This is a genomic window from Pseudomonas sp. FG6, assembly GCF_057809015.1.
This window is the reverse complement of the sequence record NZ_JBMDJD010000022.1, coordinates 1-20,864: the sequence shown is the minus strand read 5'-3', so window position 1 is coordinate 20,864 and position 20,864 is coordinate 1. Positions and strand designations below refer to the sequence as shown.

Annotated in this window: 19 protein-coding genes; 13 read left to right on the top strand and 6 right to left on the bottom strand. The window is 62.4% G+C overall.

The window, feature by feature from the left end; genetic code table 11:
* Nucleotides 1–26: 26 nt before the first annotated feature.
* The 4 genes from ACODSJ_RS15725 to ACODSJ_RS15710 all read left to right on the top strand — a co-directional run bounded on the left by ACODSJ_RS15725 (nt 27) and on the right by ACODSJ_RS15710 (nt 3,270).
* Nucleotides 27–1,331, top strand: coding sequence for a CynX/NimT family MFS transporter (locus tag ACODSJ_RS15725; protein ID WP_489102599.1), 1,305 nt, complete (start codon nt 27–29; stop codon nt 1,329–1,331).
* An 87-nt stretch (nt 1,332–1,418) separates the two neighbouring features.
* On the top strand, nt 1,419–1,889 hold the full coding sequence (locus ACODSJ_RS15720) for a nuclear transport factor 2 family protein (protein ID WP_489102598.1): 471 nt from the start codon (nt 1,419–1,421) through the stop codon (nt 1,887–1,889).
* Between the two features lie 43 nt (nt 1,890–1,932).
* Nucleotides 1,933–2,256, top strand: a complete 324-nt coding sequence (locus ACODSJ_RS15715) for a GIY-YIG nuclease family protein (RefSeq protein ID WP_489102597.1) — start codon at nt 1,933–1,935, stop codon at nt 2,254–2,256.
* A 78-nt stretch (nt 2,257–2,334) separates the two neighbouring features.
* Nucleotides 2,335–3,270 (top strand): glutathione S-transferase family protein, encoded by a 936-nt coding sequence (locus ACODSJ_RS15710; RefSeq protein ID WP_489102596.1) that lies wholly within the window; start codon nt 2,335–2,337, stop codon nt 3,268–3,270.
* 125 nt (nt 3,271–3,395) lie between these two features.
* On the opposite strand, the gene yejK is transcribed toward ACODSJ_RS15710, so the two are convergent.
* Nucleotides 3,396–4,400 carry a nucleoid-associated protein YejK gene (yejK, locus tag ACODSJ_RS15705; protein WP_489102595.1) on the bottom strand — a complete coding sequence of 335 codons (1,005 nt, stop codon included), beginning with the start codon at nt 4,398–4,400 and terminating at the stop codon, nt 3,396–3,398.
* A gap of 395 nt (nt 4,401–4,795) precedes the next feature.
* On the opposite strand from yejK, the gene ACODSJ_RS15700 reads away from it, so the two are divergent.
* Nucleotides 4,796–5,077, top strand: coding sequence for an HU family DNA-binding protein (locus ACODSJ_RS15700; protein ID WP_260962238.1), 282 nt, complete (start codon nt 4,796–4,798; stop codon nt 5,075–5,077).
* A gap of 217 nt (nt 5,078–5,294) precedes the next feature.
* Here the strand turns inward: ACODSJ_RS15700 and rlmF are convergent, their stop codons facing one another.
* The 5 genes from rlmF to ACODSJ_RS15675 all read right to left on the bottom strand — a co-directional run bounded on the left by rlmF (nt 5,295) and on the right by ACODSJ_RS15675 (nt 11,931).
* Nucleotides 5,295–6,320, bottom strand: a complete 1,026-nt coding sequence (gene rlmF, locus ACODSJ_RS15695) for a 23S rRNA (adenine(1618)-N(6))-methyltransferase RlmF (protein WP_489102594.1) — start codon at nt 6,318–6,320, stop codon at nt 5,295–5,297.
* 160 nt (nt 6,321–6,480) lie between these two features.
* Complete coding sequence (locus tag ACODSJ_RS15690) at nt 6,481–9,327, bottom strand: valine--tRNA ligase (RefSeq protein ID WP_489102593.1); 2,847 nt, start codon at nt 9,325–9,327, stop codon at nt 6,481–6,483.
* Nucleotides 9,328–9,572: 245 nt separating this feature from the next.
* Nucleotides 9,573–9,944, bottom strand: a complete 372-nt coding sequence (locus ACODSJ_RS15685) for a DNA polymerase III subunit chi (RefSeq protein WP_489102592.1) — start codon at nt 9,942–9,944, stop codon at nt 9,573–9,575.
* 7 nt (nt 9,945–9,951) lie between these two features.
* Nucleotides 9,952–10,380 (bottom strand): DNA polymerase III subunit chi, encoded by a 429-nt coding sequence (locus tag ACODSJ_RS15680; protein ID WP_489102591.1) that lies wholly within the window; start codon nt 10,378–10,380, stop codon nt 9,952–9,954.
* 60 nt (nt 10,381–10,440) lie between these two features.
* Complete coding sequence (locus tag ACODSJ_RS15675; protein WP_489102590.1) at nt 10,441–11,931, bottom strand: leucyl aminopeptidase; 1,491 nt, start codon at nt 11,929–11,931, stop codon at nt 10,441–10,443.
* Between the two features lie 279 nt (nt 11,932–12,210).
* On the opposite strand from ACODSJ_RS15675, the gene lptF reads away from it, so the two are divergent.
* From lptF to pdxJ, 8 genes are all read left to right on the top strand, one after another.
* Nucleotides 12,211–13,329 (top strand): LPS export ABC transporter permease LptF, encoded by a 1,119-nt coding sequence (gene lptF / locus ACODSJ_RS15670; protein ID WP_489102589.1) that lies wholly within the window; start codon nt 12,211–12,213, stop codon nt 13,327–13,329.
* A complete protein-coding gene (gene lptG, locus ACODSJ_RS15665) occupies nt 13,322–14,383 on the top strand; it encodes an LPS export ABC transporter permease LptG (RefSeq protein WP_489102588.1) in 1,062 nt (353 codons plus the stop codon). Before lptF ends, lptG begins: the two co-directional genes overlap by 8 nt.
* A 257-nt stretch (nt 14,384–14,640) precedes the next feature.
* A complete protein-coding gene (gene lepA / locus ACODSJ_RS15660) occupies nt 14,641–16,440 on the top strand; it encodes a translation elongation factor 4 (protein WP_489102587.1) in 1,800 nt (599 codons plus the stop codon).
* 5 nt (nt 16,441–16,445) lie between these two features.
* The gene (lepB, locus tag ACODSJ_RS15655; protein ID WP_489102586.1) at nt 16,446–17,300 is read left to right on the top strand and encodes a signal peptidase I; all 855 of its coding nucleotides are present in this window, start codon (nt 16,446–16,448) and stop codon (nt 17,298–17,300) included.
* A gap of 168 nt (nt 17,301–17,468) precedes the next feature.
* Nucleotides 17,469–18,158, top strand: coding sequence for a ribonuclease III (gene rnc / locus ACODSJ_RS15650; protein WP_489102585.1), 690 nt, complete (start codon nt 17,469–17,471; stop codon nt 18,156–18,158).
* Nucleotides 18,151–19,053 (top strand): GTPase Era, encoded by a 903-nt coding sequence (gene era / locus ACODSJ_RS15645; RefSeq protein WP_039591481.1) that lies wholly within the window; start codon nt 18,151–18,153, stop codon nt 19,051–19,053. The genes rnc and era overlap by 8 nt, the downstream gene beginning before the upstream one ends.
* 221 nt (nt 19,054–19,274) lie before the next feature.
* Nucleotides 19,275–19,964 carry a DNA repair protein RecO gene (gene recO, locus ACODSJ_RS15640; RefSeq protein WP_489102584.1) on the top strand — a complete coding sequence of 230 codons (690 nt, stop codon included), beginning with the start codon at nt 19,275–19,277 and terminating at the stop codon, nt 19,962–19,964.
* Between the two features lie 51 nt (nt 19,965–20,015).
* Nucleotides 20,016–20,759, top strand: a complete 744-nt coding sequence (gene pdxJ, locus ACODSJ_RS15635) for a pyridoxine 5'-phosphate synthase (RefSeq protein WP_489102583.1) — start codon at nt 20,016–20,018, stop codon at nt 20,757–20,759.
* The last annotated feature ends 105 nt before the right edge of the window (nt 20,760–20,864 follow it).

The window sequence follows — 20,864 nt, the reverse complement described above, 5'->3', positions numbered from 1 at the left end:
CCCATGAACTTCAACCAGAGCTTTCCATGTCCCGCGATCCGCTTGACCGCAGTGCCGCCATTCCGTCTGAACGTGCCGCTGAACTCGACGAATTACTGATCGACGCCGAAGCCGACGACGAACAGGTGCAGCAAAGCCACCCCTTGGTGCGTCGCCCGTGGCTGTTGCTGCTTGGCCTGATCCTGGTGGCGCTGAACCTGCGCCCCGCGTTGTCGAGCATGGCGCCGCTGCTCACGCAAGTGTCGCAAAGCCTCGGCTTGTCGGCTGCCCAGGCCGGTTTGCTGACTACGTTGCCGGTGCTCTGCCTGGGCTTGTTCGCGCCGCTGGCGCCGGTGCTGGCGCGGCGTTTCGGTGCCGAGCGCGTCGTGCTGGGGATCTTGTTGACGCTGGCGGGTGGGATTGTGTTGCGCAGCGCGTTCGGCCAGGTCGGGCTGTTTGCCGGCAGCGTCCTGGCCGGTGCGAGCATCGGCGTGATTGGCGTGCTGTTGCCAGGCATCGTCAAGCGCGACTTCGCCAAGCAGGCGGGGGCCATGACCGGTGTCTACACCATGGCGCTGTGCCTGGGCGCGGCCATGGCGGCCGGGGCCACGGTGCCGCTGAGCGAGCACCTTGGCCACCGCTGGGCCCTGGGCCTGGGTTTCTGGGCGGTACCGGCGCTGCTGGCGGTGGTGTTCTGGCTGCCGCAGGTCGGCCACAAACACGGCGCCCATCGCGCGGCGTATCGCGTTCGCGGTTTGCTGCGCGATCCACTGGCCTGGCAGGTGACGTTGTACATGGGGCTGCAATCGTCCCTGGCCTACATTGTGTTTGGCTGGTTGCCGTCGATCCTCATCGGCCGTGGCCTGACCCCGACCGAGGCCGGGCTGGTGTTGTCCGGCTCGGTCATCGTGCAGTTGATCAGCTCCCTCGCGGCGCCTTGGCTGGCGACGCGAGGCCGGGATCAGCGCCTGCCCATCGTGATCGTCATGCTCATGACCCTGGGCGGGCTGTTCGGCTGCCTCTATGGGCCCATCGACGGTTTGTGGGGCTGGGCGATCCTGTTGGGCCTGGGGCAGGGCGCGACGTTCAGCCTGGCGTTGACGCTGATCGTGCTGCGCTCACGGGATGCTCATGTGGCCGCGAACCTGTCCAGCATGGCCCAGGGCTTTGGTTACACGCTGGCGTCACTGGGGCCGTTCGCGGTGGGTGTGGTGCATGACTGGACCGGCGGTTGGAATGCCCTGGGGTGGATCTTCGGCCTGATTGGCCTGGGTGCGATCGCCGCCGGTGTCGGGGCTGGTCGGGCGCGGTATGTCGGGGTCAGCAGCGAAAGCGTGTCCGATCTTCGTTGATGTCATTTTCATGGCGAATGACGATAGTGTTCCCGACACGGGCGGATTATCGTGCATGCCTACTGAAACGATTTTCGGAGCTTGTCCATGAGCGATGCCCACAATGCCTTGATCACCCGTTTTTACCAGGCCTTCCAGCGCCTGGACGCCGAGGCCATGAGCGCCTGCTACACCGATGATGTGCTGTTCAGCGACCCGGCGTTCGGCGAGCTGCGCGGACGCGATGCGGGCGACATGTGGCGCATGCTCACCACGCGGGCCAAGGATTTCTCCCTGACGTTCGATAGCGTGCGCAGCGACGAACGAACCGGCGGTGCGCACTGGGTGGCGACCTACCTGTTCAGCCAGACCGGCAATGTCGTGATCAATGACATCCACGCCCGCTTCGTTTTTCGCGACGGCAAGATCTGCGAGCACCACGACAGCTTCGACCTGTGGCGCTGGTCGCGCCAGGCATTGGGGGCCAAGGGCTTGCTGCTGGGCTGGACACCGCTGGTGCGCAACGCAGTGCGGGCCCAGGCGCTCAAGGGGTTGCGGGCGTTCCAGGCCGGTCGCTGATAAGATCGGCGCTTGTGTCTTCTTGCCCCTGTCGAGCCTTTTCGTGACCTGCATCCCTGAATCCTGCGACCCGCCGGCCCCGACGCTGACCGAGCCGGCGAAACCCTGGTTCGTCTACCTGGTGCGGGCCGCCAACGGCTCGCTGTACTGCGGCATCAGCGATGATCCGGTGCGGCGCTTTGCCAAGCATCAAAGCGGCAAGGGGGCCCGGTTCTTTCTTTCCAGCCCGGCGGTGGCGCTGGTGTACACCGAAGCCTGTCGCGACAAGGGCGAAGCCTTGCGACAGGAGCGGCTGATCAAGAAGCTCAGGAAAAGCGCCAAGGAGTGCCTGGTGGCCAGCGCCGCGCAACCCCATCAGTCGCGCTGATAGCCTGCAATCAGGCCGGTAGGCTGTCCGCTCAAGGCGCGCTAAGCTGCGGACTTCTTCCCTGCAGTGGCCACTTCCATGTCAGAGCTGATTCTTCATCATTACCCGACCTCTCCTTTTGCCGAGAAAGTCCGTCTGTTGATGGGCTTCAAGGGCTTGTCCTGGCGTTCGGTGCGTATCCCGCCAATGATGCCCAAGCCCGACCTGACGGCGCTGACGGGGGGCTACCGCAGGACGCCGGTGTTGCAGGTGGGGGCGGATATCTATTGCGACACCGCCCTGATTGCCCGTCGACTTGAACAGGAAAAAGCCTCGCCGGCGCTGTTTCCCGAAGGACGGGAAATGATCGCCGCCTCCTTTGCCGCGTGGGCCGACTCGGTGGTGTTCCAACACGCGGTGAGCCTGGTGTTCGAACCTGAGTCGGCGGCGGCGCGTTTCGCCAAGCTGACGCCTGAAGCCATCAAGGCGTTCATGACCGATCGGGCTGGGCTGTTCAGTGGCGGCTCGACCACGCGTTTGGCGGCCGAACTGGCGCGGCACCAATGGCCAACGATCATGGCGCGCCTGGAGCAACAGTTGCAGCGCGAGGAAGGTGATTTCCTGCTGGGCGAGCCGTCAATTGCCGATTTTGCCCTGGCTCATTCGCTGTGGTTCCTCAAGGGCACCCCGGTCACTTCGCCGCTGGTGGACGCGTATCCGACGGTTTCGGCCTGGTTGGCGCGAGTGCTGGGTTTCGGCCATGGCGCAGTCAACGAGATGAGCAGCGAAGAGGCCTTGGACATTGCGCGCAACGCCACTGCGGCGGCGCTGCCGGATGAGTCGTTCGAAGAGCCGAACGGGTTCAAGGCAGGCCAGTCGGTGAGCATCGCCGCGACCGACTATGGCGTCGATCCGGTGGCGGGGGAGTTGCTGTTTGCCGGGCGCGAAGAGTTGATCCTGCGCCGCGAAGACCTCCGTGGTGGCTTGGTGCATGTGCACTTTCCGCGGCTGGGTTTTCGCATCGAGGCACGCTGAATAACCCCTGACCCTGTAGGAGCGAGCAAGCCCGCTTCCCACAGTTTTTCGGTTTGCGTACACCGCATACCCCTGTGGGGGCGAGCCTGCTCGCGATCAGGTATTGGCAATCAATATTACGGGGATCAGTTACGCCGCTTGAGCTGATCGGTCAGCGAGGTCGGCAATCCCTTGATGATCAGCGTGCCGGCTTCTTCGTCATATTCGATCTTGGAGCCCAGCAGATGCGCTTCAAAGCTGATGGACAAGCCTTCGGCGCGGCCGGTGAAGCGGCGGAACTGGTTGAGGGTGCGTTTATCCGCCGGGATTTCCGGCGACAGGCCGTAATCCTTGTTGCGGATGTGATCGTAGAAGGCCTTTGGGCGGTCTTCATCGATCAGTTCGGACAGCTCTTCGAGCCCCATCGGCTCGCCGAGCTTGGCCTGGCTGCTGGCGTACTCCACCAGGGTCTTGGTTTTTTCCCGGGCATCGTCTTCGGGGAGGTCTTCGCTTTCGACGAAATCACTGAAGGCCTTGAGCAGGGTGCGGGTCTCGCCAGGACCGTCGACGCCTTCCTGGCAGCCGATGAAGTCGCGGAAGTATTCTGAGACCTTCTTGCCATTCTTGCCCTTGATGAAGGAAATGTACTGCTTGGATTGCTTGTTGTTCTGCCATTCCGACACGTTGATCCGGGCCGCCAGGTGCAGTTGGCCCAGGTCCAGGTGGCGGGAAGGGGTCACGTCCAGTTCATCGGTGACCGCCACGCCTTCGCTGTGGTGCAGCAGGGCGATCGCCAGGTAGTCGGTCATGCCTTGTTGGTAATGGGCAAACAACACGTGGCCACCCACCGACAGGTTGGATTCTTCCATCAGCTTTTGCAGGTGTTCCACCGCCACCCGGCTGAACGCGGTGAAGTCCTTGGCGCCGTCCAGGTACTCTTTCAGCCAGCCGCTGAACGGATGCGCCCCGGACTCGGCGTGGAACAAGCCCCAGGCCTTGCCTTGCTTGGCGTTGTAGCTCTCGTTGAGGTCGGCGAGCATGTTCTCGATAGCCGCCGACTCCGCCAGTTCGGAGTCGCGGGCATGGAGCACTGCGGGGGTGCCGTCGGGTTTTTTGTCGATCAGGTGGACGATGCAATGACGGATCGGCATGGATTTCTCGGCTGATGAAAGAGAGGAGGGCGTGCTCCCCGAAAAAGCCGCAGTGTACCGCAACCATGGGCTTGCGAGGGTCGGGAAGCGTCTTTCAGACCCGTCCGATACCCACAGGGCATGTTTTTACCGATTTGGCGCAATAAAGCTGACCAAATGGGTAGGTAGAAGCGGATATTTCAGAGGCGTTGTGCTAGTTTTGCGCGGTCTTACGCTAAGTCACTGCGTTAAGCGTGCATTCAGCATTTGTCAGGTCGAACCAAACCCGGATTTCGGCATCTATTACCCCGATCCGTCGTGGTGATGACCGAGGGCGCCCGATCCGCAGAGACCGGGCTCGATGGCTGACACTGCACTCTGCAATCCATATGAATTTGATAGGGAAGGAACATTACATGGCTCTTACTAAAGACCAACTGATCGCTGACATTGCTGAAGCTATCGACGCACCGAAAACCACCGCGCGTAACGCTCTGGACCAACTGGGCCAAATCGTTGCTGATCAGCTGGAAAATGGCGGCGAAATCACCTTGCCAGGCATCGGCAAGCTGAAAGTCACTGAGCGTCCTGCCCGCACTGGCCGTAACCCTTCGACTGGCGCTGCCATCGAAATCGCTGCCAAGAAAGTGGTTAAGCTGGTTGTGGCCAAAGGCCTGACCGACGCGATCAACAAGTAAGATCGCTGCAAAAAAAACCGTGCTGCGGAGCGATCCGGGCACGGTTTTTTGTTGCCTGGGGGAAACTGCCCGGTGTTCGGGCATGTGGACCCTGTGGCGAGGGAGCTTGCTCCCGTTGGGGCGCGTAGCGGCCCCTTTTGCGAGCACGGACCAGTTGAACGGGAGCAAGCTCCCTCGCCACAGTGATTCGTATCGGCCTTGAAGTGCTCGGGCGGACTCAGTCCTTGCGAACCCAACGCGCCTGACGCCAGGCCTGTTGCTGTTCCGGTGTGTGGAACGTCCACGCCACGAAGCGGCTCTGTTTCTGCCCCTGGGACATTTCCACCACCTGGCTGTGCAGCGCACCGGCCTTCTTCAGCGCCGCCTCGATCGCCGGCAGGTTCGACGCCTTCGACACCAGCGTGCTGAACCACAGCACTTGCCGGGCCACTTGCGCGCTTTCGCCGATCAATTGCGTCACGAACCGGGCTTCGCCCCCTTCGCACCACAGCTCGGCGGCCTGACCGCCGAAATTCAATACCGGCAGCTTGCGTTTCGGATCCGCCTTGCCCAATGCTCGCCATTTGCGCTGGCTGCCCTTGGTGGCTTCTTCCAGGGAGGCGTGGAAGGGCGGGTTGCACATCGTCAGGTCGAACCGTTCGCTGTCCTCCAGCAAGCCCAGCAGGATCTGCTTGCGGTTGGCCTGCTGGCGCAACTGGATGGCCTTGTTCAACCCGTTGGCCTGGACGATGGTCTTGGCCGAGGCGATGGCCGTCGCGTCGATGTCCGAGCCCAGGAAGTGCCAGCGGTAATCGCTGTAGCCGATCAGTGGATAGACGCAATTGGCGCCGGTGCCGACGTCCAGCACCTTGACCGCCGCCCCGCGCGGGATTTCACCGCCGTTGTGGCTGGCGAGCAAATCGGCGAGGAAATGCACATAGTCCGCCCGACCCGGCACCGGAGGGCACAGGTAGTCGGCCGGAATGTCCCAGTGGGCGATGCCGTAGAAAGCCTTGAGCAACGCCCGGTTGAACACCCGCACGGCCTCGGGGCTGGCGAAGTCGATGCTTTCCTTGCCGTGGGGGTTGATGATCACGAACCGGGCCAACTCAGGCGTGGACTTGATCAACGCCGGGAAGTCATAGCGGCCCTGGTGGCGATTGCGCGGGTGCAGGCTGGCCTTTTCACGCGGCGCCACGGGTTTGGCCTCGGCGGCGGGCTTGGGCTTCTGGCGGGCAGGTTTGGGTGTGCGTGGGGCGGTCATGGGCGGGTCGATTCGGGGCGGATTCAAAAAGTGGCGGGCATTGTCCCACATCCGGCCCCTGCGAACCCAATTGCAACGATCAGCACGATCCCCTGGAAGGAAAATGACAGGCATAAAAAAGGAGGTCCAATTGGACCTCCCTTTTCATTGCGAACCACCGTTACAAGCTGGAGATCCGCGCGTGCTGCTCGGCCAGCTTGCCCAGGGCCTGTTCGGCCTCGGCCAGCTTGGCCCGTTCCTTCTCGATGACTTCGGCCGGGGCCTTGTCGACGAAACCGGCATTGGACAGCTTGCCGCCGACCCGCTGCACTTCGCCTTTGAGGCGCAGGATTTCCTTGTCCAGGCGCGCCAGCTCGGCGGTCTTGTCGATCAGGCCGGCCATCGGCACCAGTACTTCCATCTCGCCGACCAGGGCGGTGGCGGACAACGGGGCTTCTTCGCCAGCGGCCAGGACCGTCACCGATTCCAGTTTTGCCAGTTTCTTGAGCAGCGCCTCGTTTTCATTGAGGCGACGCAAGTCTTCGGCATTGGCGTTCTTCAGGAACAGGGCCAGTGGCTTGCCCGGGCCGATGTTCATTTCGGCGCGGATGTTGCGCAGGCCCAGCATGAAGGTCTTGAGCCATTCGATGTCGTCTTCGGCAGCCGGATCGATGCGTGTTTCGTTGGCCACCGGCCACGGTTGCAGCATGATCGTCTTGCCCTGGGCGCCGGCCAGCGGTGCAACGCGCTGCCAGATTTCCTCGGTGATGAACGGCATGAACGGATGTGCCAGGCGCAATGCCACTTCCAGCACGCGGACCAGGGTGCGGCGGGTGCCGCGCTGGCGCTCGAGCGGGGCGTTCTCGTCCCACAGCACCGGCTTGGACAGTTCCAGGTACCAGTCGCAATACTGGTTCCAGATGAATTCGTACAAGGCTTGCGCGGCCAGGTCGAAACGGAACTGGTCCAACTGACGGGTGACTTCGGCTTCGGTGCGTTGCAACTGCGAAATGATCCAGCGATCGGCCAGGGTCAGTTCATAGGCTTCGCCGTTCTGGCCGCAGTCTTCGCCTTTGTCCAGCACGTAGCGCGCCGCGTTCCAGATCTTGTTGCAGAAGTTGCGATAGCCTTCGACGCGGCCCATGTCGAACTTGATGTCGCGACCGGTGGAGGCCAGCGAACAGAAGGTGAAGCGCAGGGCGTCGGTGCCGTAGCTGGCGATGCCCTCGGCGAATTCTTCGCGGGTGGCCTTCTCGATCTTCTTCGCCAGTTTTGGCTGCATCAGGCCCGAGGTGCGTTTCTGCACCAGGGTTTCCAGGTCGATGCCGTCGATGATGTCCAGCGGGTCGAGGACGTTGCCCTTGGACTTGGACATCTTCTGGCCCTGGCCGTCGCGCACCAGGCCGTGGACGTAGACGGTCTTGAACGGTACCTGCGGGGTGCCGTCCGGGTTCTTCATCAAGTGCATGGTCATCATGATCATCCGGGCGACCCAGAAGAAAATGATGTCGAAACCGGTCACCAGCACGTCGGTGGAGTGGAATTTCTTCAGGAACTCGGTCTGCTGCGGCCAGCCCAGGGTGGAGAAAGTCCACAGGCCCGAACTGAACCAGGTGTCGAGTACGTCGTTGTCCTGTTGCAACGCCACGTCCGGGCCGAGGTTGTGCTTGGCGCGAATTTCGGCTTCATCGCGGCCGACATAGACCTTGCCCGATTCGTCGTACCAGGCTGGGATGCGATGGCCCCACCACAATTGACGGCTGATGCACCAATCCTGGATGTCGCGCATCCACGAGAAGTACATGTTTTCGTATTGCTTGGGCACGAACTGGATGCGGCCGTCTTCCACGGCGGCAATCGCAGGTTCCGCCAGCGGCTTGGTGGACACGTACCACTGGTCGGTCAGCCAAGGCTCGATGATGGTGCCGGAACGGTCGCCTTTCGGGACTTTCAGGCCGTGGTCGTCGACGCTGACCAGCAGGCCGGCGGCTTCGAATGCCTCGACGATCTGCTTGCGCGCCTCAAAACGGTCGAGGCCGGCGTATTGCGCCGGGATCTGGCCGTCGATGCTGTCGTTCAGCGTGCCGTCGAGGTTGAACACCTGGGCGGCCGGCAACACGTTGGCGTTCTTGTCGAAGATGTTCAGCAGCGGCAGATTGTGGCGCTTGCCGACTTCGTAGTCGTTGAAATCGTGGGCCGGGGTGATCTTCACGCAGCCGGTGCCGAATTCCGGGTCGCAGTAGTCATCGCCGATGATCGGGATGCGACGGCCAACCAGCGGCAATTCGACGAACTTGCCGATCAGGGCCTGGTAGCGCTCGTCGTTCGGGTTCACCGCCACGGCGGCGTCGCCGAGCATGGTTTCCGGACGGGTGGTGGCGACGATCAGGTAATCCTTGCCTTCAGCGGTCTTGGCGCCGTCGGCCAGCGGGTATTTCAGGTTCCACAGGAAACCTTTCTCGTCGTGGTTTTCCACTTCGAGGTCGGAAATGGCCGTGTGCAACTTGGTGTCCCAGTTGACCAGGCGCTTGCCGCGATAGATCAGCCCGTCTTCATGCAGGCGCACGAAGGCTTCCTTCACTGCTTCCGAAAGACCGTCGTCCATGGTGAAGCGCTCGCGGCTCCAGTCCACCGACGAGCCGAGGCGGCGGATCTGACGGCTGATGTTGCCACCGGACTCGTCCTTCCACTCCCAGACTTTCTCGAGGAATTTCTCGCGGCCCAGGTCGTGACGACTCTGCCCTTGGGCTTCGAGACGACGCTCCACCAGCATCTGCGTGGCGATACCGGCATGGTCGGTGCCCGGCTGCCAGAGGGTGTTGCGACCCTGCATGCGACGGAAACGGATCAGGGCGTCCATGATCGCGTTGTTGAAACCGTGGCCCATGTGCAGGCTGCCGGTGACGTTCGGCGGCGGGATCATGATGGTGTAGGAATCGCCCGCGCCTTGCGGAGCGAAATAATTCTCGGACTCCCAGGTGTTGTACCAGGAAGTTTCAATGGCGTGCGGCTGGTAGGTCTTATCCATGCGCGGCGGGACCCTATTGGCATTTATTCAGGAAAAGCCGGGAAGTATAGCGGGGCATGGAGCGCAGGGCGAGCCGGGGAGGCGGTGATCATTCGCATTGAGTGTGGATAAATAGTGTGGCGAGGGAGCTTGCTCCCGCTGGGTCGCGAAGCGACCCCAAAATCGGTAGGCGCATTGCGACTGCTTCGCAGCCGAGCGGGAGCAAGCTCCCTCGCCACAAAAGTGCATTCAGCCGAGTAACAGCGCTACTCGTACTGGCTCAGCAGCCGCTCCATCCGCGCATCCAGCCGGCGCTTGATCTCGGTCTCGATGTGCGGGGCGAAGTCGTCGATGACATCTTGCATGATCAGTTGCGCAGCGGCGCGCAGCTCGCTATCCAGGTGCAGCAGCGCGTCGGGGCCCTTGGGCTCGGGCTTGGCGACCGGCTTGGGCTCGGGTTGGCCGTTGATCGGATCGAACAGCAGCGGGATCTGCTCGTCGTGCGCAGTGGCGGGCGCGACGGCGACTGTGTCGGTCAGCAGCGGCGGCTGCAGGTTTTCGTCGCCGAGCAGTTGGCGGATCGACTCGAGGTCGTCCAGCAGGTGTGCGGGTTTTTGCGGTGGTTTTGGAGTGTCCATCGTAGGCTCAGAGTCGCTGTAAACGGTGGTCTTGCAGAGGATAGCCCTGTTCGCGGTAGAAACGGAAACTCTCCCGCGCGGCCTGCCGGATGACCGGATCTTCCACCACCACTTCCGCCACGCGGGCGAAGCGCTGGGCAAAAGCCGGCACTTTCAGGTCAAGGTTGACCAGCAGGTCATGGTGTTGACCGCAGTCATCCCCCAACCCCAGCACGATCAGCCCCTCGGGCTCGCTTTCGGCCGGGCCGTGAGGCACGAAGCTTTCACCCTTGAATGCCCATAGGCGGGCATCGAGGTCTTCGCGCTGGCTGGCATCGCTGCAATGCAGGTAGATGCGATGGCCCATGCGCCAGGCTTTTTCGGTGAGCTTGCAGGCAAAGTCCAGCCGCGCCGACGGATCGGCGCTGGGCAGGATGTAAAAATCGACTTTGGTCATTGCGGTTCCTGGACGGCCGCTGGCGCCACCTGTGGAGGGCGCCAGCGACGGTCATCGGGGTCAGGCCTTGGCGCGGTCCAGCAGGTACTGGGTCAGCAGGGGCACTGGACGACCGGTGGCGCCCTTGTCCTTGCCGCCGCTGATCCAGGCCGTGCCGGCGATGTCCAGGTGGGCCCAGTTCAGGTTCTTGGTAAAGCGCGACAGGAAGCATGCCGCCGTGATGGTGCCGGCTTTCGGGCCGCCAATGTTGGCGATGTCGGCAAACGGGCTGTCCAGCTGCTCCTGGTACTCATCGAACAGCGGCAGTTGCCAGGCGCGGTCGTCGGCCTGCTGGCCGGCGCTGAGCAGTTGGCCGATCAACTCGTCGTTGTTGCCCAAGAGGCCCGAGGTATGGGAGCCGAGGGCGACGATGCAGGCGCCGGTCAGGGTGGCGATGTCGATCACTGCTTGTGGCTTGAAGCGCTCGGAGTAGGTGAGGGCGTCGCACAGCACCAGGCGGCCTTCGGCGTCGGTGTTGAGGATCTCCACGGTCTGGCCGCTCATGGTGGTGACGATGTCGCCCGGGCGCGAAGCGTTGCCGCTGGGCATGTTCTCGGCGCAGGCCAGGATGCACACCAGGTTGATCGGCAGTTTCAGTTCCAGCACGGCGCGCAGGGTGCCGAACACACTGGCGGCGCCACCCATGTCGTACTTCATCTCGTCCATGTTGGCGCCGGGCTTGAGGCTGATGCCGCCGGTGTCGAAGGTGATGCCCTTGCCCACCAGCGCGTAAGGCTTCTCGGACTTCTTGGCGCCGTTGTATTGCATGACGATCAGGCGCGGCGGCTGGGCGCTGCCCTGGCCGACGGCGTAGAACGAGCCCATGCCCAGGTCCTTGATTTTCTTTTCATCGAGGACTTCGACCTTCAGGTCCTTGAATGCCTTGCCCAGGGCCTTGGCCTGTTCGCCGAGGAACGTCGGGTGGCAGATGTTCGGCGGCAGGTTGCCCAGGTCACGGGTGAACGCCATGCCATTGGCAATCGCGGTGGCGTGGGCCACGGCGCGCTGGACTTCAGCCTGGGCGGCCTTGATGGTCAGCAGGGTGATTTTCTTCAGGGCGCGGGGCTCGGCTTTCTGGCTCTTGAACTGGTCGAACTGATACCCGCCATCCACCAGTGTCTCGGCCAGCAGGCGATTCTTGCCATAACTGTCGCGGCCCTTGACCACCAGTTCGTCCAGCGCCAGGGTTGCATCGCCGCCGCCCAGGCCCTTGAGGGTGGCCAGCACGCCGGCGATGATTTTGCGGAACGGGCGGTCGCCCAGTTCGGCATCCCTGCCCACGCCCACCAGCAGTACGCGCTCGGCCTTGAGGTTGGGCAGGTTGTGCAGCAACAGGCTCTGGCCGACTTTGCCGACCAGGTCGCCGCGCTTGAGCACGGCGCTGATGGCGCCGCCGCTAAGGGAATCGAGCTGGGTGGCAACGACGCCGAGCTTGCGGTCTTCACCGACGGCAACGACCAGCGTGGCGGTCTTCAACGTTTCTGGGCTGACGCTTTTTACAACCAGTTCCATGTCCGGGTCCTTGAATGAAGGGGCGAGATGCCTGGCGCCGATGCTTATGGCGAGCGAGTTACGACAGTGCGTCGGCGACAAAAGCCGCAGTTTGAACCCCGGCGCCCAAGCCTGACAACCCTCGCTTCAAGGCTTTGAGCGCCGGCATAAAGCGTGCGCAGTGACAGGCGCCTCCAATCACAGGATAATGCGGCTCTTTTTTCGGCGGCTCGCAGCTCGGGCCGGCTCGATACGTTTCCTGTTTGGCCGCCTTAGCCTGACAATCCTGGAGTGTCTGGTTTGATCGTCTTCCGTTACCTGTCCCGCGAAGTCCTGCTGACCTTGAGCGCCGTAAGCGCCGTATTGCTGGTCATCATCATGAGCGGGCGCTTCATCAAATACCTCGCCCAGGCGGCGTCCGGCGCCCTGGATCCGGGCTCGTTGTTCCTGATCATGGGCTTTCGCCTGCCAGGCTTTTTGCAGCTGATCCTGCCGCTGGGGTTGTTCCTGGGCATTCTGCTGGCCTATGGCCGACTGTACCTGGACAGCGAAATGACCGTGTTGTCGGCCACCGGCATGAGTCAGCAACGCCTGTTTCGCATGACGCTGTTCCCGGCCGCGCTGGTGGCGCTGCTGGTGGCCTGGCTGAGCCTGAGCCTCGCACCCCAGGGCGCCAATCAGTTCCAGTTGCTGATCAACCAGCAGGACGCCATGACCGAATTCGACACCCTGGTGCCGGGGCGCTTCCAGGCCCTGCGCGACGGTACTCGTGTCACCTACACCGAACAACTTTCGGAAGACCGGGTCAACCTCGGCGGCGTCTTCATCACGCAAAAGAACCTGTCCTCCGACGCCAAGAAAGACCGTGGCATTTCCGTGCTGGTGGCCGAGAAGGGTCGCCAACAGATCAGCCCCGAGGGCAATCGCTACCTGATCCTGGAAAACGGCTACCGCTACGACGGCAAGCCGGGGCAGGCCGATTACCGCGCCATCCGCTACGACACCTATGGCGTGTTGCTGCCCAAGCCCGAGGTCAGCGAGGAAGTCACCGACCGTGACGCCATGCCCACTTCCAGCCTGCTGGCCAGCAATGACATCCGCGCACGCACCGAGCTGCAATGGCGCCTGTCGCTGCCGCTGCTGGTGTTTATCGTGACCCTCATGGCGGTCCCGCTGGCGCGGGTCAATCCGCGACAGGGCCGTTTCCTCAAGTTGCTGCCGGCGATTCTCCTGTACATGGCTTACCTGACCATCCTGATTTCCGCCCGCAGTGCCCTGGAAAAAGGCAAGATCCCACCGGCCCTGGGCCTGTGGTGGGTGCACGCGATCTTCCTCTTCATCGGCCTCGGGTTGCTTTACTGGGAGCCGCTGCGCCTGAAGCTGGCCAGTCGCCGCGCGCTGGAGGTGGCCCGTGGTTAAACTTGATCGCTACATCGGCAGCAGCGTATTCATCGCGATCCTGGCGGTATTGGGGATCATTCTCGGGCTGGCGACCCTGTTCGCCTTCATCGATGAAATGAGCGATGTCAGCGACACCTATACCCTGTCGGACGTCTTGAGCTATGTGCTGCTGACCGCGCCGCGCCGCCTGTACGACATGTTGCCGATGGCCGCGCTGATCGGCTGCCTGATCGGCCTGGGCAGCCTGGCCAGCAACAGCGAGCTGACCATCATGCGCGCCGCTGGCGTGTCCATTGGTCGGATCGTCTGGGCGGTGATGAAGCCCATGCTGGTGCTGATGCTGGTGGGCGTGCTGATCGGCGAGTACATCGCCCCGGCCACCGAGAACACCGCCCAGGCCAACCGTTCCCTGGCCCAGGGTGGCGGTGATGCGCAAAGTGCCAAGCACGGCCTGTGGCACCGCCAGGGCGATGAATTCATCCATATCAACTCGGTACAGCCCAACGGCACCCTGTATGGCGTGACCCGTTATCGCTTCGACGACCAGCGGCACATGCTTTCGTCGAGTTTCGCCAAGCGCGCCAAGTTTGCCGAAGATCACTGGCAACTGAGCGACGTTACCACCACCTTGTTCCACGACAAGGGCACCGAAGTGGTCGCCGCGCCGCAAGAGCGCTGGGACGTGTCCATCAGCCCACAACTGCTCAGCACCGTGGTGATGGCGCCGGAGTCCCTGTCGATTACCGGTTTGTGGGGGTATATCCACTACCTGGCGGACCAGGGGCTGAACAACGGTCGCTACTGGCTGGCTTTTTGGGTCAAGGTGTTGCAACCGTTGGTCACCGCTGCCCTGGTGCTGATGGCGATCTCCTTCATCTTCGGTCCACTGCGCTCGGTCACCCTGGGCCAACGGGTGTTCACTGGGGTGTTGGTGGGGTTCACCTTCCGGATCGCCCAGGACCTGCTGGGGCCATCGAGCCTGGTGTTCGGCTTCTCGCCGCTGCTCGCGGTGCTGGTGCCGGCCGGTGTCTGCGCCTTGGCCGGGCTCTGGTTGCTGCGCCGGGCGGGTTGAGCCCAATTTTCTTGTGGCGGAGGAGCTTCTGTGGCGAGGGAGCTTGCTCCCGCTGGACTGCGCAGCAGTCCCCTGCATCCTGCCTGACACATCGCCGTGGCGGATAATCGAGGGGCCGCTTCGCAGCCCAGCGGGAGCAAGCTCCCTCGCCACAAGAGCTCATTGACAGGCGAGCGTGACGCTTGCTCGGTGTATCAGGTACAATTCCCGGCTATTTTTCGGCGGGCCATGCCTGCAGCCTTTTTGAGTGTTGATCCGTGAGTGATTTGAGTCATATCCGCAATTTCTCCATCATCGCCCACATTGACCATGGCAAGTCGACGCTGGCTGATCGCTTCATCCAGATCTGCGGCGGCCTGGCCGAGCGTGAAATGGAAGCCCAGGTCCTGGACTCCATGGACCTCGAGCGTGAACGCGGGATCACCATCAAGGCCCATAGCGTTACCCTCTATTACAAGGCCCGCGACGGCATCACCTATCAGCTGAACTTCATCGACACCCCCGGCCACGTCGACTTCACCTATGAAGTCAGCCGGTCGCTGGCCGCCTGCGAAGGCGCCTTGCTGGTGGTCGATGCTGGCCAGGGCGTCGAGGCCCAGTCGGTTGCCAACTGCTACACGGCCATCGAGCAAGGCCTGGAAGTCATGCCCGTGCTGAACAAGATCGACCTGCCCCAGGCCGATCCGGAGCGCGTGAAAGAAGAAATCGAGAAAGTCATTGGCATTGACGCCACCGACGCGGTCACCTGCAGTGCCAAGACCGGCCTGGGCGTGGACGAAGTGCTCGAACGCCTGGTGGCGACCATCCCGGCGCCGACCGGCAACGTCGAAGATCCGCTGCAAGCGTTGATCATCGACTCCTGGTTCGACAACTACCTGGGCGTCGTTTCCCTGGTCCGCGTGCGTCAGGGTCGCGTGAAGAAAGGCGACAAGATCCTGGTCAAGTCCACCGGCAAGATCCACCTCGTGGACAGCGTCGGTGTATTCAACCCGAAACACACTGCCACCGTAGACCTGAAGGCCGGTGAAGTGGGCTTCATCATCGCCGGCATCAAGGACATCCACGGCGCGCCGGTGGGTGACACCCTGACCCTGAGTTCGACCCCGGACGTCGATGTACTGCCAGGGTTCAAGCGTATCCAGCCGCAGGTCTACGCCGGCCTGTTCCCGGTCAGTTCCGATGATTTCGAGGACTTCCGCGAAGCCCTGCAAAAACTGACGCTCAACGATTCGTCCCTGCAGTACACGCCGGAAAGCTCCGATGCCCTGGGCTTCGGCTTCCGTTGCGGGTTCCTGGGCATGCTGCACATGGAGATCATCCAGGAGCGCCTGGAGCGCGAGTACGACCTGGATCTGATCACCACGGCGCCGACGGTAATCTTCGAGCTGCTGCTCAAGACCGGCGAAACCATCTACGTCGACAACCCGTCCAAACTCCCGGACCTGTCGTCGATCGAAGACATGCGCGAACCCATCGTGCGGGCCAACATCCTTGTGCCTCAAGAGCACCTGGGCAACGTCATTACCCTGTGCATCGAGAAGCGTGGCGTGCAGCACGACATGCTGTTCCTCGGTTCGCAAGTCCAGGTCACCTACGACCTGCCGATGAACGAAGTGGTGCTGGATTTCTTCGATCGCCTGAAATCCACCAGTCGCGGCTACGCGTCGCTGGACTATCATTTCGATCGCTACCAATCGGCTAATCTGGTGAAGCTGGATGTGCTGATCAACGGTGACAAGGTCGACGCCCTGGCGCTGATCGTGCACCGGGACAATGCGCACTACAAAGGTCGCGCGTTGACCGAGAAAATGAAGGAGCTGATTCCGCGGCAGATGTTCGACGTGGCAATCCAGGCCGCCATTGGCGGGCAGATTGTGGCGCGGACAACCGTCAAGGCGCTCAGAAAGAACGTATTGGCCAAATGCTACGGTGGCGACGTCAGCCGTAAGCGCAAGCTGTTGGAAAAGCAGAAGGCCGGTAAAAAACGCATGAAGCAGGTCGGTAACGTGGAGATTCCACAGGAAGCCTTCCTTGCGGTGCTCAGGTTGGATAGTTAGGTCTTATGTCGCTAAATTTCCCGCTGTTGCTGGTTATCGCTGTATTCGTCTGCGGCCTGTTGGCGTTGATCGATCTGTTGTTCCTGGCGCCGCGGCGCCGGGCGGCCATCGCCTCTTATCAGGGCAGCGTCAGCCAGCCTGATGGCGTGGTGGTCGAAAAGCTCAACAAGGAACCGCTGCTGGTCGAGTACGGCAAGTCCTTCTTCCCGGTGCTGTTCATCGTGCTGGTGCTGCGCTCGTTCCTGGTGGAGCCGTTCCAGATCCCGTCGGGTTCGATGAAGCCGACCCTGGACGTGGGCGATTTCATCCTGGTGAACAAGTTCTCCTATGGAATTCGCCTGCCGGTGATCGACAAGAAGGTCATCGAAGTCGGTGACCCGCAACGCGGCGATGTGATGGTGTTCCGCTACCCGAGCGACCCGAACGTCAACTACATCAAGCGTGTCGTCGGTTTGCCGGGCGACACGATCCGCTACACCGTCGACAAGCGCCTGTTCGTCAACGGTGAGTCGGTGGCCGAACAGCTGCTGGGCTCCGAGCCCGGCACGTTGGGCAGTGCGGAGCTCTACAAGGAAAAACTCGGCGCGGTCGAACACCTGATCCGCAAGGAAATGAGCCGCTACCGCGCAACGCCGGACCATTCGTGGACCGTGCCGGCGGGGCACTATTTCATGATGGGCGACAACCGCGACAACTCCAACGACAGCCGCTACTGGGATGATCCGAACATTCCCAAGGATCTGCTGGGCATGGTCCCCGACCGCAACATCGTCGGCAAGGCCTTCGCGGTCTGGATGAGCTGGCCGGAACCCAAACTCAGCCACCTGCCGAATTTCTCGCGGGTTGGCCTGATCAAGTAATCACACACGGCGCTGTTGAACACAGCGCCGAATGCATTTCTGGAGCCTGCATAAGGCGCCAACGATAGTCAGGACGTTATTTTTGAACACAGCGTTAATTGTCCCAAGCCAGCGGCGCCCCATGGCCGCAGCGGTGGAATCCAGCCACGAACTCAGCGTGGGTAAACCGTGAGCGTTTCTCTAAGCCGTCTCGAGCGTCAGCTCGGTTACACCTTCAAGGACCAGGAACTGATGCTCCTGGCCCTCACTCACCGCAGTTTTGCCGGGCGCAACAACGAGCGCCTGGAATTCCTCGGTGATGCCATCCTCAACTTCGTGGCGGGCGAGGCGCTGTTCGAGCGCTTCCCACTGGCCCGCGAAGGCCAGTTGTCGCGTTTGCGCGCACGCCTGGTAAAAGGTGAGACCCTGGCCGTACTGGCCCGTGGTTTCGATCTGGGCGACTACCTGCGCCTGGGCTCCGGCGAGTTGAAAAGTGGCGGTTTCCGTCGCGAGTCGATCCTGGCCGATGCCCTGGAAGCCTTGATTGGCGCGATCTACCTGGACTCGGGCATGGAAGTGGCGCGTGAGCGCGTGCTGGCCTGGCTGACTTCCGAGATCGACAGCCTGACGCTGGTGGACACCAACAAGGACCCCAAGACCCGCTTGCAGGAATTCCTGCAATCGCGCAGCTGCGAGTTGCCGCGCTACGAGGTGGTGGACATCCAGGGCGAGCCGCATTGCCGGACCTTCTTCGTCGAGTGCGAAGTGGTATTACTGAATGAAAAAAGCCGGGGCCAGGGCGTGAGCCGTCGTATCGCCGAGCAGGTGGCCGCCGCCGCAGCACTGATCGCCCTGGGCGTGGAGAATGGCAATGACTGATACAACCGTCACCCGCTGCGGCTATGTCGCCATCGTCGGCCGGCCGAACGTGGGCAAGTCCACGCTGCTGAACCACATCCTGGGCCAGAAGCTGGCAATCACCTCGCGCAAGCCCCAGACCACCCGCCACAACATGCTGGGCATCAAGACCGAAGGCGACGTGCAGGCGATCTACGTTGACACCCCGGGCATGCACAAGGGCGGCGAAAAGGCCCTGAACCGCTACATGAACAAGACCGCCTCGGCGGCGTTGAAAGACGTCGACGTGGTGATCTTCGTGGTTGACCGCACCAAGTGGACCGAAGAAGACCAGATGGTCCTCGAACGCGTCCAGTACGTGACCGGTCCGTTGATCGTGGCGCTGAACAAGACCGATCGCATCGAAGACAAGGCTGAGCTGATGCCGCACCTGACCTGGTTGCAGGAGCAGTTGCCGAACGCGCAGATTATCCCGATCTCCGCCCAGCACGGCCACAACCTCGACGCGCTGGAGCGGGTGATTGCCGAGCACCTGCCGGAAAACGATCACTTCTTCCCTGAAGACCAGATCACCGACCGCAGCAGCCGTTTCCTCGCCGCCGAGCTGGTGCGTGAGAAAATCATGCGCCAGATGGGCGCCGAGCTGCCGTACCAGATCACGGTCGAGATCGAAGAGTTCAAGCAGCAGGGGAAGACCCTGCACATTCATGCGTTGATCCTCGTCGAACGTGACGGCCAGAAGAAGATCATCATTGGCGACAAGGGCGAGCGCATCAAGCGCATCGGCACCGAAGCGCGCAAGGACATGGAGCTGCTGTTCGACTCCAAGATCATGCTCAACCTGTGGGTCAAGGTGAAGGGCGGCTGGTCCGACGATGAGCGGGCGTTGCGTTCGTTGGGTTACGGCGACTTGTAATCCTTTCTTTGGAGACATGAATTCCATTGTGGGAGCGAGCTTCTGTGGCGAGGGAGCTTGCTCCCGCTGGGCTGCGAAGCGGCCCCTGGATTCGCGATCCCATCTAGCCAGACACACCGCATGGCCTGGTTTTACGACTGCTTCGCAGCCGAGCGGGAGCAAGCTCCCTCGCCACAGGATTTCTTCAACCATTGATGTCTTGTTGATACTCAGGCCCGCGGATGTCCCCCAACCAACCCATCGCCCAACCCGCCTACGTCCTCCACTCCCGCGCCTACCGCGAAAGCAGCGCCCTGGTGGACTTCCTCACGCCGCAAGGGCGGTTGCGGGCGGTGTTGCGGGGCGCGCGGGGCAAGGCCGGGACACTGGCGCGACCGTTCGTGCCGCTGGAAGTCGAGTTTCGCGGGCGCGGCGAGTTGAAGAACGTCGGGCGCATGGAAAGCAGCGGGGTCGCCACCTGGCTCAACGGCGAAGCGTTGTTCAGCGGACTGTACCTCAATGAACTGCTGATCCGCCTGCTGCCTGCCGAAGATCCCCACCCGGCGCTCTTCGATCATTACGCCGCCACGCTGTTGGCGCTCGCCGAGGGGCGTGCGTTGGAGCCGTTGCTGCGTTCCTTCGAATGGCGCTTGCTGGACGACCTGGGCTACGGCTTTTCCCTGGACACCGACCTGCACGGCGACCCCATCGCTGCGGACGGTTTGTATCGCCTGCAAGTGGATGCCGGGCTGGAGCAGGTTTACCTGCTACAGCCCGGGCTGTTCAACGGCGTCGAGCTGCTGGCCATGGCCGAAGCCGACTGGAGCGCGCCGGGCGCCCTGCCGGCGGCCAAGCGTCTGATGCGCCAGGCGTTGGCCGTTCATCTGGGTGGCCGGCCGCTGGTCAGTCGCGAGTTGTTTCGCAAGCCCTGATCTACCCGTATGCTGTCGGCCGACTATCTGCCCATTCAGGAGCGCTTTTTCGTGAGCACCAGCAATCGCATTCTTCTCGGCGTGAACATCGACCATGTCGCCACCCTGCGCCAAGCCCGTGGTACGCGCTACCCGGACCCGGTCAAGGCCGCGCTGGACGCGGAAGAGGCGGGTGCCGACGGCATTACCGTGCACTTGCGTGAGGACCGTCGCCACATTCAGGAGCGCGACGTGCTGCTGCTCAAGGATGTGCTGCAAACCCGCATGAATTTCGAGATGGGCGTGACGGAAGAGATGATGGCGTTTGCCGAGCGCATCCGCCCGGCGCACATCTGCCTGGTGCCGGAGACTCGCCAGGAGTTGACTACCGAAGGTGGCCTGGACGTGGCGGGGCAGGAGGCGCGGATCAAGGCGGCGGTGGAGCGCTTGTCGAAGATCGGCGCCGAGGTGTCGCTGTTCATCGATGCCGATGAGCGGCAAATCGCAGCTTCCAAGCGCGTCGGTGCCCCGGCCATTGAACTGCACACCGGTCGTTATGCCGATGCCGAAACCCCTTCGGATGTGGCCGACGAGCTGCAACGGGTCGCCGACGGCGTCGCCTTCGGCCTGGCCCAGGGCCTGATCGTCAACGCCGGCCATGGCTTGCACTACCACAACGTCGAAGCGGTAGCGGCCATCAAGGGCATCAACGAATTGAACATCGGCCACGCGCTGGTGGCCCATGCGCTGTTTGTCGGGTTCAAGTCGGCGGTGTCGGAGATGAAGGCGTTGATCCTGGCGGCTGCCAAAGGCTGATCCACCGCCACACTCTGTGTGGCGACTCACTCAAGGCTTGCCGGATCCATTGTGGCGAGGGAGCTTGCTCCCGCTGGGCTGCGCAGCGGCCCCAAGATTTTGCGG

Coding starts and splice junctions, on each gene's coding strand:
- ACODSJ_RS15725 (WP_489102599.1), top strand. CDS start 27: ATGTCCCGCGATCCGCTTGACCGCAGTGCCGCCATTCCGTCTGAACGT.
- ACODSJ_RS15720 (WP_489102598.1), top strand. CDS start 1,419: ATGAGCGATGCCCACAATGCCTTGATCACCCGTTTTTACCAGGCCTTC.
- ACODSJ_RS15710 (WP_489102596.1), top strand. CDS start 2,335: ATGTCAGAGCTGATTCTTCATCATTACCCGACCTCTCCTTTTGCCGAG.
- yejK (WP_489102595.1), bottom strand. CDS start 4,400: ATGCCGATCCGTCATTGCATCGTCCACCTGATCGACAAAAAACCCGAC.
- ACODSJ_RS15700 (WP_260962238.1), top strand. CDS start 4,796: ATGGCTCTTACTAAAGACCAACTGATCGCTGACATTGCTGAAGCTATC.
- rlmF (WP_489102594.1), bottom strand. CDS start 6,320: ATGACCGCCCCACGCACACCCAAACCTGCCCGCCAGAAGCCCAAGCCC.
- ACODSJ_RS15690 (WP_489102593.1), bottom strand. CDS start 9,327: ATGGATAAGACCTACCAGCCGCACGCCATTGAAACTTCCTGGTACAAC.
- ACODSJ_RS15685 (WP_489102592.1), bottom strand. CDS start 9,944: ATGGACACTCCAAAACCACCGCAAAAACCCGCACACCTGCTGGACGAC.
- ACODSJ_RS15680 (WP_489102591.1), bottom strand. CDS start 10,380: ATGACCAAAGTCGATTTTTACATCCTGCCCAGCGCCGATCCGTCGGCG.
- ACODSJ_RS15675 (WP_489102590.1), bottom strand. CDS start 11,931: ATGGAACTGGTTGTAAAAAGCGTCAGCCCAGAAACGTTGAAGACCGCC.
- lepB (WP_489102586.1), top strand. CDS start 16,446: ATGTCGCTAAATTTCCCGCTGTTGCTGGTTATCGCTGTATTCGTCTGC.
- era (WP_039591481.1), top strand. CDS start 18,151: ATGACTGATACAACCGTCACCCGCTGCGGCTATGTCGCCATCGTCGGC.
- recO (WP_489102584.1), top strand. CDS start 19,275: ATGTCCCCCAACCAACCCATCGCCCAACCCGCCTACGTCCTCCACTCC.